The sequence below is a fragment of the Kitasatospora sp. NPDC058492 genome (assembly GCF_042720685.1).
Classification (GTDB): Bacteria; Actinomycetota; Actinomycetes; order Streptomycetales; family Streptomycetaceae; genus Kitasatospora.
Map to the genome: position 1 here is coordinate 64,581 of NZ_JBHXMU010000004.1, position 12,932 is coordinate 77,512.

The 12,932-nt window shown below is 73.5% G+C and carries 14 protein-coding genes; 10 read left to right on the forward strand and 4 right to left on the reverse strand.

Annotation, left to right across the window (positions count from 1 at the left end):
* Positions 1-9 precede the first annotated feature (9 nt).
* The gene (locus tag ACFWPI_RS04090; protein ID WP_380373071.1) at positions 10-957 is read left to right on the forward strand and encodes an ADP-ribosylglycohydrolase family protein; all 948 of its coding nucleotides are present in this window, start codon (positions 10-12) and stop codon (positions 955-957) included.
* 87 nt (positions 958-1,044) lie between these two features.
* Here the strand turns inward: ACFWPI_RS04090 and ACFWPI_RS04095 are convergent, their stop codons facing one another.
* Positions 1,045-1,311, reverse strand: coding sequence for a GlsB/YeaQ/YmgE family stress response membrane protein (locus ACFWPI_RS04095; RefSeq protein WP_063349911.1), 267 nt, complete (start codon positions 1,309-1,311; stop codon positions 1,045-1,047).
* 179 nt (positions 1,312-1,490) lie between these two features.
* Between ACFWPI_RS04095 and ACFWPI_RS04100 the strand changes: the two genes are divergently transcribed.
* Complete coding sequence (locus ACFWPI_RS04100; protein ID WP_380373068.1) at positions 1,491-2,735, forward strand: glycosyltransferase; 1,245 nt, start codon at positions 1,491-1,493, stop codon at positions 2,733-2,735.
* A 404-nt stretch (positions 2,736-3,139) separates the two neighbouring features.
* Here the strand turns inward: ACFWPI_RS04100 and ACFWPI_RS04105 are convergent, their stop codons facing one another.
* The 3 genes from ACFWPI_RS04105 to ACFWPI_RS04115 form a co-directional block, all read right to left on the reverse strand.
* Positions 3,140-4,171, reverse strand: a complete 1,032-nt coding sequence (locus tag ACFWPI_RS04105; protein ID WP_380373065.1) for a TIGR03842 family LLM class F420-dependent oxidoreductase — start codon at positions 4,169-4,171, stop codon at positions 3,140-3,142.
* 76 nt (positions 4,172-4,247) lie between these two features.
* Positions 4,248-5,678, reverse strand: a complete 1,431-nt coding sequence (hydA, locus tag ACFWPI_RS04110; protein ID WP_380373063.1) for a dihydropyrimidinase — start codon at positions 5,676-5,678, stop codon at positions 4,248-4,250.
* A gap of 11 nt (positions 5,679-5,689) precedes the next feature.
* On the reverse strand, positions 5,690-6,532 hold the full coding sequence (locus tag ACFWPI_RS04115) for a nitrilase-related carbon-nitrogen hydrolase (protein WP_380373061.1): 843 nt from the start codon (positions 6,530-6,532) through the stop codon (positions 5,690-5,692).
* A 402-nt stretch (positions 6,533-6,934) separates the two neighbouring features.
* On the opposite strand from ACFWPI_RS04115, the gene ACFWPI_RS04120 reads away from it, so the two are divergent.
* The 8 genes from ACFWPI_RS04120 (at position 6,935) to ACFWPI_RS04155 (ending at position 12,788) form a co-directional block, all read left to right on the forward strand.
* Positions 6,935-7,012 (forward strand): putative leader peptide, encoded by a 78-nt coding sequence (locus tag ACFWPI_RS04120; RefSeq protein ID WP_106981192.1) that lies wholly within the window; start codon positions 6,935-6,937, stop codon positions 7,010-7,012.
* Between the two features lie 194 nt (positions 7,013-7,206).
* Positions 7,207-7,797: a cysteine dioxygenase gene (locus ACFWPI_RS04125; RefSeq protein WP_380373058.1), complete on the forward strand. Its 591-nt coding sequence runs from the start codon at positions 7,207-7,209 to the stop codon at positions 7,795-7,797.
* A complete protein-coding gene (locus ACFWPI_RS04130) occupies positions 7,791-8,177 on the forward strand; it encodes a rhodanese-like domain-containing protein (RefSeq protein ID WP_063349906.1) in 387 nt (128 codons plus the stop codon). The genes ACFWPI_RS04125 and ACFWPI_RS04130 overlap by 7 nt, the downstream gene beginning before the upstream one ends.
* Before the next feature lie 398 nt (positions 8,178-8,575).
* Positions 8,576-9,733, forward strand: coding sequence for an ABC transporter ATP-binding protein (locus ACFWPI_RS04135; protein ID WP_380373055.1), 1,158 nt, complete (start codon positions 8,576-8,578; stop codon positions 9,731-9,733).
* The gene (locus ACFWPI_RS04140; RefSeq protein ID WP_063351516.1) at positions 9,723-10,391 is read left to right on the forward strand and encodes an ABC transporter permease; all 669 of its coding nucleotides are present in this window, start codon (positions 9,723-9,725) and stop codon (positions 10,389-10,391) included. Before ACFWPI_RS04135 ends, ACFWPI_RS04140 begins: the two co-directional genes overlap by 11 nt.
* Positions 10,388-11,065 (forward strand): ABC transporter permease, encoded by a 678-nt coding sequence (locus ACFWPI_RS04145; RefSeq protein WP_063349905.1) that lies wholly within the window; start codon positions 10,388-10,390, stop codon positions 11,063-11,065. The genes ACFWPI_RS04140 and ACFWPI_RS04145 overlap by 4 nt, the downstream gene beginning before the upstream one ends.
* A gap of 39 nt (positions 11,066-11,104) precedes the next feature.
* Positions 11,105-12,046: an ABC transporter substrate-binding protein gene (locus ACFWPI_RS04150; RefSeq protein WP_380373051.1), complete on the forward strand. Its 942-nt coding sequence runs from the start codon at positions 11,105-11,107 to the stop codon at positions 12,044-12,046.
* Positions 12,047-12,179: 133 nt separating this feature from the next.
* Positions 12,180-12,788 (forward strand): hypothetical protein, encoded by a 609-nt coding sequence (locus tag ACFWPI_RS04155; RefSeq protein ID WP_380373049.1) that lies wholly within the window; start codon positions 12,180-12,182, stop codon positions 12,786-12,788.
* Positions 12,789-12,932 lie beyond the last annotated feature (144 nt).

Sequence of the window (12,932 nt, forward strand, 5' to 3'; positions counted from 1 at the left end):
GAGGACGACATGCGTCCGGCCCGTCCAACCCCTCCGCCCCGTCCGGCCCGCCCGGCCCTGGACAGTCTGCAGGGGCTCGCCCTCGGCGACGCCTTCGGCGACCGCTGGTTCTCGGCCCCGCTCGACGAGGCACCCGCCGCGCTGGCCGCCCGCCAGCTCCGCCCGGCGCCCTGGCACTGGACCGACGACACCGCGATGGCGCTGGTCCTCGTCCGCCACCTGGCCTCCTGGGGCGAGGTCCGGCAGGATGCGCTGGCCGGCGAGTTCGCCGAGGAGTACGCCCGTGAGTACGGGCGCAAGTACGGCCCGTCGATGCACCGGGTGCTGCGTGAGATCGGCGCCGGCGGGGACTGGCGCGCCATCACCTCGCGCCAGTTCGAGGGTCAGGGCTCGTACGGGAACGGCGCCGCGATGCGGGTCGCCCCACTGGGCGCCTGGTTCGCGGACGACCTGGACGCCGTCGCCCGGCAGGCCGAACTCCAGGCGCTCGCCACGCACTTCCACCCGGAGGCGGTCGCAGGCGCGGTGGCGGTCGCCCTCGCGACGGCACTCGCGGTCCGCAGCCGGGGCCAAACCCCGCCCGGCCGTGCCGAGTTGCTGACGGAGGTGGCCGGTCGCCTGCCGGACAGCGAAGTGCGCTCCGGTCTGCGGATCGCCGCCCGGCTGCCCGGACACATGAGCGTCCGGCAGGCCGCCAACGTGCTCGGCTCCGGGTTCATGATCTCCGCCCCGGACACCGTCCCGTTCGCCCTCTGGTCCGCCGCCGGGCACCTGGACTCACTGCCCGAGGCGATCTGGCACGCCCTGGAGGGCTGGGGCGACATGGACACCACCTGCGCGATCGCCGCCGGGATGGTCGCCGCCCGCACCGGCCTCGCCGAGGTGCCGACCGCCTGGCTGGCCGCCCGCGAGGACCTGCCGGAGTGGGTCACGGAGGCGTCGGCAGCGACGCGCTGAGCCGAGCCGGCCGCCCCGTGGGCCTGGCCGGCTCGGCTGCGCGACACCGTGTCCGCGTCGGCGCGGGGCCGGTTCCCGGCGCCCGGGCTAGCGTCGGGAGCTGCCGAACACCAGCCGGTAGATGATCAGCAGCACCAGGGCGCCGCCGATCGCCGACACCCAGGTCGCCATGTCGAAGAAGTGCGCCGTCACCGACCTGTGCAGGAAGTGCGAGGCGATCCAACCGCCGACGAAGGAACCGGCGATACCGATCAGGGTTGTCACGATCATGCCGCCCGGGTCCTTTCCCGGCAGCAGCAGCTTGGCCAGTGCCCCCGCCAGCAGGCCAAGCACGATCCACGCGACGATGCTCATCTGTCCCTCCCGTCCACGGCGCGACGGCCCCGTTTCCGCCGCTCTGCCAGGAAGGACGCCGCCCACCGCCGCCCGGTTCCGGCGCCGCGGGAGCACCGGCCCGAACCGGCCACCCCGGACCGGGCCGCTCCGGGCGAGGCACCCTCCCGGCGGGGCGCCCGAGCCGGGATACTGCGGCCATGCGCATCCTGATCGCCACCGCCGGATCCCGGGGCGACGTGGCCCCGTTCACCGGGCTCGGCGCCCGCCTCCAGGCGGCCGGCCATCAGGTGACCGTCGCGACCCACGCCACTTTCGCCGCCTCGGTGCGGACCGCAGGGCTGGAGTTCCGCCCGCTGCCGGTCGACCCGCGCGCCGAACTCGCCTCCGCCGAGGGGCGGCGCCTGCTCCAGGCCGGCACCGGACCGCTAGCCGTCCTGCAACTGCTGCAGCTGGGGCGGAAGTTCATGCCTGAGCTCGCCGACGGCATCGCCGACGCCACGGCACTCGGCACCGACCTGCTGCTCACCACCAGCACGACCAGCCCGCTCGGCCAGGTCGCCGCCGAGGCCGCAGGCATTCCCAGCATCGGCCTGCACCTCCAACCGCTCTCCCCCACGCGGGAGTTCGCGCCCGCCGTCACCGGCGCCCGCTCACTCGGCCGCCCGGGCAACCTGCTCGCGGGGCACGCCGTCCAGGTCGCGACCGACCAGCTCTTCGCCCCCGCCGCACGCAGGCTGCGGCGCCGCCTCGGCCTGCCGCCGCTCGACGCCGGCCGCGCCAGGCGCAAGTACCCCGTCCTGCACGGGTTTTCGCCTGCCGTCGTCCCGCGACCCGCCGACTGGCGCCCGGGGCTGGACGTGGCCGGTTACTGGTGGCCGGTACGGGATCCGGGCTGGCGGCCCCCGGCCCGACTGCTCGACTTCCTCGCCGCCGGACCGCCGCCGGTCTTCGTCGGCTTCGGCAGCCTGGTCGTCCCCGACCCCGGCAGGCTCACCGCGACGGTGGTCGCCGCGGTCCGCGCCGCCCGGGTCCGGGCCGTCCTGCAGTCGGGCTGGAGCGACCTCGCCGCCGGCGAGGCGGAGGACGTCCTGACCATCGGCGACGCCCCGCACGACTGGCTGTTCCCCCGCATGGCCGCCGTGATCCACCACGCCGGAGCCGGCACGACCGCCGCCACCCTGCGCTGCGGCACGCCAGCCGTCCCGGTACCCGCACAGCTCGACGCCCCGTTCTGGTCCGACCGACTCACCCGCCTCGGCGTCTCCCCCGGGCCGGTACCGCTACGCGCCCTCACCGCCACACGCCTCGCCGCCGCCATCCGCCAAGCCCTCGACGACCCCCGCTACCGCGACCAGGCCCGGGCGGCGGCGGCCACGCTCGCGGCCGAGGACGGCACGGCGAAGGTGCTGGCGGCCGTCGACCGGGCAGCGGCCGGCGGATGACAGCGGGCAAACGGCAGCGGACAAGCGACAGCGAACAGATAACAGATAACAGATAACAGATTTCGAAATCTGTTATCTGTTATCTGTTCGCTGTCATCCGTTTGCCGTTATCCGTTTGCTGTCACTTGTCAGCCGCCCACCCCCTTCCGCCCGTCGCACCCGCCCGCCGGGCGCCCGAGGCCGTGCCCAGCACGAGGTACAGCACCGAGGCCGACCCGAAGCCGACCGCCCAGCCGTAGTCGGCCAGCCGACCCGGAGCGCCGGGAAGTTGCAGGTGGTCCAGGTGCGCCGCGCCACCGGGACCGGCCGCAGGTCGTCGTCGGTGTAGCCGTCGGACGGCAACTCTCCTGCGGCCGGTCAGAGTTCGACCCGGCCATGGGCAACTCCCCTCTGCGCGAATGGCGTTACGTCCGGGGTTGGCGGGACAGATGCGGGATGACGTCGGTCCCGTAGGCGTCGATGGTGGCCTCGACGGCGTCGTGCATGGCGTAGACGGCGAACTGGTCGACGCCGAGGGAGCGGAGGTGCTCCAGGCGGGCGAGTTGGGCCTGCGGCGGGCCGATGAGGCAGAAGCGGTCGACGATCTCGTCCGGCACGAAGGCGGTGTCGGGGTTCCCGGCCCGGCCGTGGTGGCTGTAGTCGTAGCCCTGGCGCCCCTTGATGTAGTCGGTGAGGGCCTCCGGGACGAGGTCGGAGTGCGCGCCGTAGTGGCTGACCAGGTCGGCCACGTGGTTGCCGACCATCCCGCCGAACCAGCGGCACTGCTCCCGGGCGTGGGCGAGCGCGGCGGGCGAGTCGTCGGCGGTCACGTAGGCGGGGGCGGCGACGCAGATGGTGACGGCGTCCGGGTCCCGGCCGGCCTCGGCCGCGGCGGACCGCACCGCCTTGATCATGTACTCGGTGAGGTACGGGTCGGCCAACTGGAGGATGAACCCGTCGGCCTGACGACCGGTCAGCGCGAGTGCCTTCGGCCCGTACGCGCCCATCCAGATGGGGAGTTCGGCGCCGGGGCCGACCCACGGCAGGTGCATCTCGGTGCCGTCCACCTCGACCGTCCGCCCCTCGGCCAGTTCCTTGATGGCGTGCATGGCCTGGGAGAGCCGGGCGAGGGTGGCGGGGCGGCGTCCGGCGACCCGCATGGCGGAGTCGCCGCGGCCGATGCCGCAGACGGTGCGGTTGCCGTACATGTCGTTGAGCGTGGCGAACAGGGAGGCGGTGACCTCCCAGGTGCGGGTGGAGGGGTTGGTGACCATCGGTCCGACGGTCAACTGCCGTGTCTCGGCGAGGATCCGACTGTAGATGACGAACGGTTCCTGCCACAGGACGCAGGAGTCGAAGGTCCAGCCGTGGCTGAACCCGGCCTGTTCTGCGCGGATCATCCGGTCGATGAGCAGGCGGGCGGGCGGGTCGGTCTGCAGGACGAGGCCGATGTCCATGGGTGGCTCCGGGGAGGGTGGTTCCGCCGCCCGGGCCATCGTGCGCACGGGCCCGGGCGGCGGTGCGGGAGAGTGGTCAGGTCAGGTACTGACAGGTGTCGCGGCGCAGGAACGTGCCGTGGCCGGCCCGGCCGAGCCAGGTTTCGCCGTCCAGCACGACGGTGCCGCGTGAGAGCACGGTGCGGGCGCGGCCTGTGAGTTGGCGGCCCTCGTACGCCGAGTAGTCGACGTTCATGTGGTGCGTGGCGGCGGAGACGGTCTGCACGGCGGTGGGGTCGTAGACGACGAGGTCGGCGTCGGCGCCGGGCGCGATGGTGCCCTTGCGCGGGTGCAGCCCGAACATCCGGGCGGGCGTGGTGCAGGCGATCTCGATCCAGCGCCGACGGGTGATGTGCCCGTCCACGACGGCCTGGTGGAGCAGGTCCATCCGGTTCTCCACGCCGGGCAGGCCGTTGGGGATCTTCGAGAAGTCGCCGCGGCCGAGTTCCTTCTGCCCGGTGAAGCAGAACGGGCAGTGGTCGGTGGAGACCACCTGGAGGTCGTTGGCGCGCAGTCCGCGCCAGAGCGCCTCCTGGTGCTCGCGCGGCCGAAGCGGCGTGCTGCACACGTACTTGGCGCCCTCGAAGCCGTCGGCACCGGTCTCGGCGAGGTTGTCGGTGGAGAGGAACAGGTACTGCGGGCAGGTCTCGCCGAAGACGTTGAGCCCGGCGTCGCGGGCCTGGACGAGCTCGGCGAGGGCGGCCGCCGCGGAGACGTGGACGACGTAGAGCGGGCTGCCGGCGACCTGGGCGAGCTTGATGGCCCGGTGGGTGGCCTCGGCCTCCAGGAGTTCGCGGCGGACCTCGCCGTGGTAGCGGGGTGCGGTGTGTCCGGCGGCGAGGGCCTGTTCGACCAGGACGTCGATGGCGATGCCGTTCTCGGCGTGCATCATGGTCAGCCCGCCGTTGACCGCGCCGCGCTGCATGGCGCGCAGGATGCGGCCGTCGTCGCTGTAGAAGACGCCGGGGTAGGCCATGAAGAGCTTGAAGGAGGTGGACTCGCCGGAGTCGACGAGGGCGTCCATCTCCTTGAGGACGCCCTCGTTGACGTCGGAGACGATGGTGTGGAAGGCGTAGTCGACGGCGCAGTTGCCGTCGGCCTTGGCGTGCCAGGTGTCCAGGCCCTCGCGCAGCGAGCCGCCGACGGACTGCACGGCGAAGTCGACGATGGTGGTGGTGCCGCCCCAGGCGGCGGCCCGGGTGCCGGTCTCGAAGGTGTCGGAGGCCGAGGTGCCGCCGAAGGGCAGTTCCATGTGGGTGTGGGCGTCGACGCCGCCCGGGATGACGTAGTGGCCGGTGGCGTCGATGACGGTGTCGGCGCTCCAGGCCTCGGCGGCGGAGCTGCCGGTGGCGGAGAGGGCGGCGATGCGTTCGCCCTCGATGAGGACGTCGGCGTGGAGTTCGTCGGCGGCGGTGATGACGAGGCCGCCGCGGACGATGGTGCGCTGGTGCGGGTCGCGGGTGGTCATCGCGCTGCTCCTCAGGCCTCGGCGAGCGGTCCGTAGGCGTCGGGGCGGCGGTCGCGGTAGAACGCCCACTGCTGGCGGACCTGTTCGATCAGGCCGAGGTCGAGGTCGCGGACGACGAGCTCCTCCTCCTTGTCGGAGGCGACGTCGCCGACGAACTGGCCGCGCGGGTCGACGAAGTAGGAGGTGCCGTAGAAGTCGTTGTCGCCGTACTCCTCGGTGCCGACGCGGTTGATGGCGGCGACGAAGTACTCGTTGGCGACGGCGGCGGCGGGCTGTTCCAGCTGCCAGAGGTAGGCGGAGAGGCCTCGGCTGGTGGCGGAGGGGTTGTAGACGATCTGCGCTCCGGCCAGGCCCAGGGCGCGCCAGCCCTCGGGGAAGTGGCGGTCGTAGCAGATGTAGACGCCGACCTTGCCGACGGCGGTGTCGAAGACGGGCCAGCCGAGGTTGCCGGGCTTGAAGTAGTACTTCTCCCAGAAGCCCTTGACCTGCGGGATGTGGTGCTTGCGGTACTTGCCGAGGTAGCTGCCGTCGGCGTCGATGACGGCGGCGGTGTTGTAGTAGACCCCGGCCTGTTCCTCCTCGTAGACCGGGACGACGATCACCAGGCCGAGTTCACGGGCGAGGCCCTGCATCCGGCGGACGGTGGGGCCGTCGGGGACGGCTTCGGCCCAGCGGTAGTGCTCGGCTTCCTGGACCTGACAGAAGTACGGGGCGTTGAAGACCTCCTGGAAGCCGATGATCTTCGCGCCCTGGGCGGCGGCCTCGCGGGCGTACCGCTCGTGAAGGGCGATCATGCTCTCCTGGTCGCCGGTCCAGCGGGTCTGGACGAGCGCGGCACGGACGATCTGCGACATGGATACCTCCGCAACTCCGCTGCCCGGCCATGGGGTCGGGCCTGCGGTCTGAGGGTTGACGGGGCGGGCGGGTCTCGTCTGCGGACCGCCGGGGATCCGCAGGGGTCTACGTGCGTAGAAAGCGGTCTGTAGACCGTAGGCCGGGCCTCGGTGGCCTGACAATACGTTGGCGGTAACGCATCTGGGGCGATCTCGTGACGCGGACACGCGGAGGGGCCTGGATGGGATGAAACGATCATTTACCCCGCAAGTGGGGTCCTTACGCATGCGAGTGCCGTTCGGCGGTTCCGGTCCAGAACGGCTCGACGGCCGGTCGGCCGGGGGTGGAGCAGCGGGGCGGCCGGTGGCGGCCGGCCCCATCCGGCTTGACTTCGTCCGGTTGGCTCGGGAAGGATCCGGCGCATGGACACCGGCACCACTCTGGTCTGCCGCCTGCACGTCGATCTGCGACGCCAGGCGAGTTCCATCTGTGCCTGTTGACCCTGGCTCTCCCCGCCGCCCCCGCCCTGTGACGTCTGCCAGGGCCCGCGCCGCGCACCCGCACCCCGAGTTCTGATTCCCGCCCCGCCCGGCGCACCCGCGCGTGCCGTGCCGCTCCGTCGGCCCGTGCCCTCGCCCGCCGCCGGACCAGGGCGCACCCCGCCGACGTTCCCGCTGCACCCGAGGACGCCCCCATGAGCCTGAACCTCGCCCCCGACGAACCCGCTGCCGCCCAAGCCCCGACCCCGGCAGCGGCAGCGGCACCAGCACTGGCATCGGCACTGGCCAGAACATCCAGGGCCACCGCCACCGCCACCGAGGAGGCCGGCGCGCCGCTCACCCCGAGCGCCCTGCGCGCCGTCGTCCGAGAACTGGCCGAACAGCCCGACCAGTGGATCCACCTCGTCCGGCTCTCCACCGAGGAGCGCTGGTACCAGCGGCTGGTGGCCGACGACGACCACGAGGTGTGGCTGATCAGCTGGCTGCCCGGCCAGTCCACCGGCTTCCACGACCACGGCGGCTCGCGCGGCGCGTTCGCCGTCGCCCTCGGTGAGCTGGAGGAGCTGTCCCTCGGCGGGCCGGAGCAGGGCCTGCTGATCCGCCGGGTCCCGGCCGGCACCGCCCGCGCCTTCGGCCCCGAGTACGTGCACGACGTGCGCAACACCGCGTCCGGCCCGGCCGTGACCCTGCACGCCTACTCGCCCCCGCTGGGCTCGATGGCGCACTACGACCTGCGGGCCGGCGGGCTCGTCCGCACCTCGGAGGAAGGACCGGAGCAATGGTGACCACGATCGACGACCTGGTGGAGCGGGCCCGCGAGGGCGTCCACCGTCCGCGCGCCCGGGAGGCGTACCAGTCGCAGCTGGACGGCGCGCTGCTGGTGGACATCCGTCCGGCGGCGCAGCGGGCGGCGGAGGGGGAGATCCCCGGCTCGCTGATCATCGAGCGCAACGTCCTGGAGTGGCGGCTGGACCCGACGGGCAGTCACCGGATCCCCGAGGCGTCGGGTTACGACGTCGAGGTGATCGTGGTCTGCTCGGAGGGGTACGCCTCCAGCCTGGCGGCGGCCTCGCTGCGCGAGCTGGGGCTGCACCGGGCGACCGATCTGGACGGCGGCTTCGTCGGCTGGGCGGCCTCCGGGCTGCCGACGCGCCGGGGCGGCTGAGAGCCTGGAGGGCTGGGGCGCTCGGCGGCTGACGGGCTGATCGTCCGGGGCGCGAGCCCTCGACCCGCCGTCAGGGTGTCCGCGCCCCGACCCTCTGACCTGCCGAAACGTCGGGCGCCCGGTCGGCCCCGGCCGTCCGGCGGCGGGGTCTGGGCCCCGTGCCGGGTGGTAAGTGAGAGACAGGAGATGATGCAGGTCATAGTCTGATCAGAGTTTCCGCCGGTCCGAAGCTGGGCAGCCACGCGGGCGGAAGAACGCCCGGGCGGTCGATCCGACAGACGCCGTCACGGCAGCGGCCGGTACGGCCCACGCCGTCGCCGCTTGTCGACAAACCGCCATCAACCGTACGACCGAAACAGGCGCCGCCTCCCCGGGGCGCCCTGACGAGGAAACTCCCCGTGATCAGATTCGAGGGCGCCGGCAAGCGCCACCCCGACGGCACCATCGCCGTCGAGGGCCTGGACCTGGACGTCCCGACCGGTCGGATAACCGTCCTGGTCGGACCGTCCGGGTGTGGCAAGACCACCCTGCTGCGCATGGTCAACCGGATGGTCGAGCCGACCTCGGGCCGGGTGCTGCTGGACGACACGGACGTCGCCGAACTGGAGCCCGCCAAGCTGCGCCGTGGCATCGGCTACGTGATCCAGCAGGCCGGCCTCTTCCCGCACCGCAAGGTGATCGACAACGTCGCCACCGTGCCCTACCTGCTCGGCTGGGACCGCAAGAAGGCCCGCGCCCGGGCCGCCGAACTGCTCGAACTGGTCGGGCTCGCGCCCGAGACCGGCAAGCGGTACCCGTTCCAGCTGTCCGGCGGCCAGCAGCAGCGGGTGGGCGTGGCCCGCGCCCTCGCGGCCGACCCGCCGGTGCTGCTGATGGACGAGCCGTTCAGCGCCGTCGACCCGGTGGTGCGCGCCGGGCTCCAGGAGGAACTGCTGCGGCTCCAGTCCGAGCTGCACAAGACGGTGCTGTTCGTCACCCACGACATCGAGGAGGCCGTCCGGCTCGGCGACCAGGTGGTGGTCCTGCGCGAACACGGCCGGATCGCCCAGCTCGCCGACCCGCACACCCTGCTCACCACCCCCGCGGACGACGGCGTGGCCGCCTTCCTCGGCCGCGACCGGGGCCTGCGCGGCCTCGCCCTGCGCCCCGCGACCACCGTCGCCGTCCGCCCGGTGGCCGACGGGCTGCGCTACGGCGGCTGGGAGCTGACGCTGGACGACGAGCGCCGCCCGATCGGCTGGATCGACCGAGACGCCGCCACCGCCGAACTGCACCCGGTCTCCGGCTACCGGCCGGACACCGACACCCTGCGCACCGCGCTGGACGCCGCCGTCCTCTCCCCCGCCGGGGCCGCCGTGGCCCTGGACGCCGACGGGCGGGCCACCGGCACCGCGAGCCGCGAGGCCGTCCTCGCCGCGCTGTCCACCCCCGTGGCCATCCCGGTGGCGGACGCGGCGGCCGGCGCGGCGGCCGGTGGCGCCGTGGACGCGGCGGGCGGTGCGGCAGCCGGCGCGGCGGCCGGTGACCTCACGGACGGGGCGGCCGGTGGACGGTGAACCGATCGTCCGCTGGTACTGGATCGGCGACCACCTCGGCTACCTCGGCGGCCTGCTCGCCGACCACGCCGTGATCGCCCTGCTCCCGGTGCTCATCGGCCTGCTGCTGGCCGTCCCGCTGGGCCTGGCCTGCACCCGCTTCCCCCGGCTGTACCAACCGCTGTCCGCCGTCTTCAACGTCGTCTACGCGCTGCCCTCGCTGGCCGTGTTCGTGGTGCTCATCCCCTACACCGGCCTCGCCACCCAGGCCACGGTGATGATCCCGCTCACCTTCTACGCGCTCGCCGTGCTGCTGCCGACCACCGTGGACGGCCTGCGCGCCGTCCCGGACCCGGTCCGGCAGGCCGCCACCGCGATGGGGTACGGGCCGTGGCACCGGCTGACCTCCGTCGAGCTGCCCGCCGCCGTGCCGTACCTGATCGCCGGACTGCGGGTCGCGGCGGTGTCCAGCATCTCGCTGGCCAGCGTCGGCGCGCTGATCGGGCGCGGCGGGCTCGGCTACCTGTTCATCGACGGCTTCCAGCGCACCTTCCCGACCCCGATCGTGGCCGGCATCGCGCTGATCGCCGTCCTCGCGCTGGCCGTCGACCTGCTGCTGGTGGGCGCCCGCCGGCTGCTCGCGCCCTGGGCCGTCCGGGAGAAGGGAGCCGGTTCGTGAACTGGCTGAACTGGCTGGGCGACTTCTTCTCCGCCCCCGACCACCGCAGCGGCCCGGACTCGATCGTGCACCGGATCACCGAGCACCTGGTGCTCTCCGGTGAGGCCCTGCTGTTCGCGGCGCTGCTCGCCGTGCCGCTCGGGCTGCTGATCGGCTACACCGGGCGCGGCGTCACGCTCGTGACGGCCTTCGCCGGTGCCACCCGCGCCCTGCCGACGCTCGGCCTGGTGACGCTGGCGGTGCTGCTCGCCGGGGTCGGCGACACGGCCGTGCTGATCCCGCTGGTCGCGCTCGCCGCGCCGCCGCTGCTGGTGGCCGCCGTCGAGGGGGTGCGCGGCACCGACCCGGACGTCCGGGACGCGGCGCGCGGCATCGGGCTGACCCACCCGCAGGTGCTGTGGCAGGTCTGCCTGCCGTCCGGGGCGCCGACCCTGCTGGCCGGCTTTCGCACCGCGACCGTCCAGGTGATCGCGACCGCCACCGTGGCCGCTTACGTCGGACTGGGCGGCCTCGGCCGCTACGTCATCGACGGGCTGGCCACCCGCAAGTACGCCGTCACCGTCGGCGGCGCGCTGCTGGTGGTGCTGCTCGCGGTCGGCGCCCAGCTGTTCTTCGCCCTGCTCGCCCGGTACGCGCTCCCGCCCGGGATGCGCGCCCAGCGCCGGGCCCGCTGAACCTCGTTCCCCATCCTCTCCGGAAGGACATCTGTCACCATGTCGACAAACCACGGAAGCAGGCGCGCCGTCGTCCTCGGCACGCTCGCCGCGCTCGCCCTCGGCGCCACCGCCTGCGGCTCCTCCGGCGGCGGCGACCCGCTCGGCGGCGGCTCCGCGGCGGGCTCCCCCGCCGCCTCGGGCGCGGGCGCCGGCTCGACGGTGGTCGTCGGCTCGGCGAACTTCCCGGAGAACGTGCTGCTCGGCTCGATCTACTCGCAGGCCCTCAAGGCCAAGGGCGTCAAGGTCGAGGAGAAGTTCAACATCGGCAGCCGCGAGGTGCTCTACGGGCAGCTCCAGAGCGGCAGCCTGAGCGTCCTGCCCGAGTACAACGGCTCGCTGCTCGCCTACCTGGACGCCAAGTCCACCGCCGCCACCACCGAGGAGGTGAACGCGGCGCTGACCAAGACGCTGCCCGCCGCGCTGGGGATCCTCGACTCCTCCCCCGCCGAGGACAAGGACTCGCTCAGCGTCACCCAGGAGAACGCCGACAAGTACGGCCTCAAGAGCATCGCCGACCTGACCGCCAAGGCGGGCGAGTTCACGATAGGCGGTCCGCCGGAGTTCAAGTCCCGCCGCGAGCAGCAGCTCAAGGACGTCTACGGGCTGAACTTCAAGGAGTGGAAGCCCACCGGCGACGCCACCGCGAACGCGCTCAAGGACGGCACCATCCAGGTCGGCAACGTGTTCACCACCGACCCGAAGATCCCCCAGCTGAAGCTCGTCCCGCTGACCGACCCGAAGAACCTCTTCGGCGCGCAGAACGTCACCCCGCTGGTCAACAAGGCGGGCGTGAACCCCACCGCGACGGCGGCCCTCAACGCGGTGTCGGCCAAGCTCGACACGGCGGGGCTGACGGCGCTGATGAAGCGCGTCGCGATCGACAAGGACGACCCGTCGGCGGTGGCCAAGGACTGGCTGAAGGCCAACGGCCTCGGCTGACCACGCCTCGGCGGGCGCCTTGCGCGCCCTGCGGACGCGGCGGGCCGGCGGCCCGGGAGGTCCCCCCTCCCGGGCCGTCCGCGCTCGCGGGAGGATCTTCCCTTCGGCGCCGCGGACATGACAGTGTGACGCCATGCGCACTCGTCTCCTCGCCGCCACCCTCACGGCATTCGCCGCGGTGAGCCTCGCTGCCTGCTCCAGCTCCGGACCGGGCCCCCACCCGGCCACCGCCGCGGCCGGCTCCCCCACCACCCCCGCCGCCGCCTCGGCCCCCACCCCCGGCACCGCCTCGACGCCGCCGACGCCCGAGTCGCCCTCGGCCTCCGCGCCCGACCCGGCCGCCTCCCCCTCGACGCCCACGGCCCCCTCGGCGCCCGCACCCGACAGCCCCTCGGCCCCCGCCCCTGACGCAGGCTCCCCCGGAGCCCCTGCCCCGGCCAAGCCCACGCCCCCCAGCGACGCCGGCCTGCCCGGCAAGCCGGGCACCGACCTGACCGGCAAACTGGTCGCCGCGTTGGACGCGATCGACCCGGCAATCGTCGGCGGCAAGCCGGACCAGGCCGTGGACCGGGCCCGCAACCAGTGCCAGGCGCTGTTCCAGTTCCCCAAGGACAAGTCGAAGCTGGTCGAGCTGGCCAACCAGCGCTTCACCTCGCCCGACCACCCGCAGGGCTTCGGACCGGACACCGCCGCGAAGATCAACGACGCGCTGCGGACCACCCTCTGCCCGCCGCCGGCGTGACCCGGAACGGCCACCCGAACCGCCCGGTGTCCTGAGCACCGGGCCGCCGGGGGCCCCCCCCCCCCCGCCGGCGCCCGCGCCCGCCCCCACCACACGACGGCCGCGCCCCAAATATTTGCATGAGACCGCCCCCCCCGCCGGCGC

What these genes read in the sequence shown, in the direction of transcription:
- ACFWPI_RS04090 (WP_380373071.1), top strand. Translation starts at nt 10, where the DNA reads ATGCGTCCGGCCCGTCCAACCCCTCCGCCCCGTCCGGCCCGCCCGGCC.
- ACFWPI_RS04095 (WP_063349911.1), bottom strand. Translation starts at nt 1,311, where the DNA reads ATGAGCATCGTCGCGTGGATCGTGCTTGGCCTGCTGGCGGGGGCACTG.
- ACFWPI_RS04100 (WP_380373068.1), top strand. Translation starts at nt 1,491, where the DNA reads ATGCGCATCCTGATCGCCACCGCCGGATCCCGGGGCGACGTGGCCCCG.
- ACFWPI_RS04105 (WP_380373065.1), bottom strand. Translation starts at nt 4,171, where the DNA reads ATGGACATCGGCCTCGTCCTGCAGACCGACCCGCCCGCCCGCCTGCTC.
- hydA (WP_380373063.1), bottom strand. Translation starts at nt 5,678, where the DNA reads ATGACCACCCGCGACCCGCACCAGCGCACCATCGTCCGCGGCGGCCTC.
- ACFWPI_RS04115 (WP_380373061.1), bottom strand. Translation starts at nt 6,532, where the DNA reads ATGTCGCAGATCGTCCGTGCCGCGCTCGTCCAGACCCGCTGGACCGGC.
- ACFWPI_RS04120 (WP_106981192.1), top strand. Translation starts at nt 6,935, where the DNA reads ATGGACACCGGCACCACTCTGGTCTGCCGCCTGCACGTCGATCTGCGA.
- ACFWPI_RS04125 (WP_380373058.1), top strand. Translation starts at nt 7,207, where the DNA reads ATGAGCCTGAACCTCGCCCCCGACGAACCCGCTGCCGCCCAAGCCCCG.
- ACFWPI_RS04130 (WP_063349906.1), top strand. Translation starts at nt 7,791, where the DNA reads ATGGTGACCACGATCGACGACCTGGTGGAGCGGGCCCGCGAGGGCGTC.
- ACFWPI_RS04150 (WP_380373051.1), top strand. Translation starts at nt 11,105, where the DNA reads ATGTCGACAAACCACGGAAGCAGGCGCGCCGTCGTCCTCGGCACGCTC.
- ACFWPI_RS04155 (WP_380373049.1), top strand. Translation starts at nt 12,180, where the DNA reads ATGCGCACTCGTCTCCTCGCCGCCACCCTCACGGCATTCGCCGCGGTG.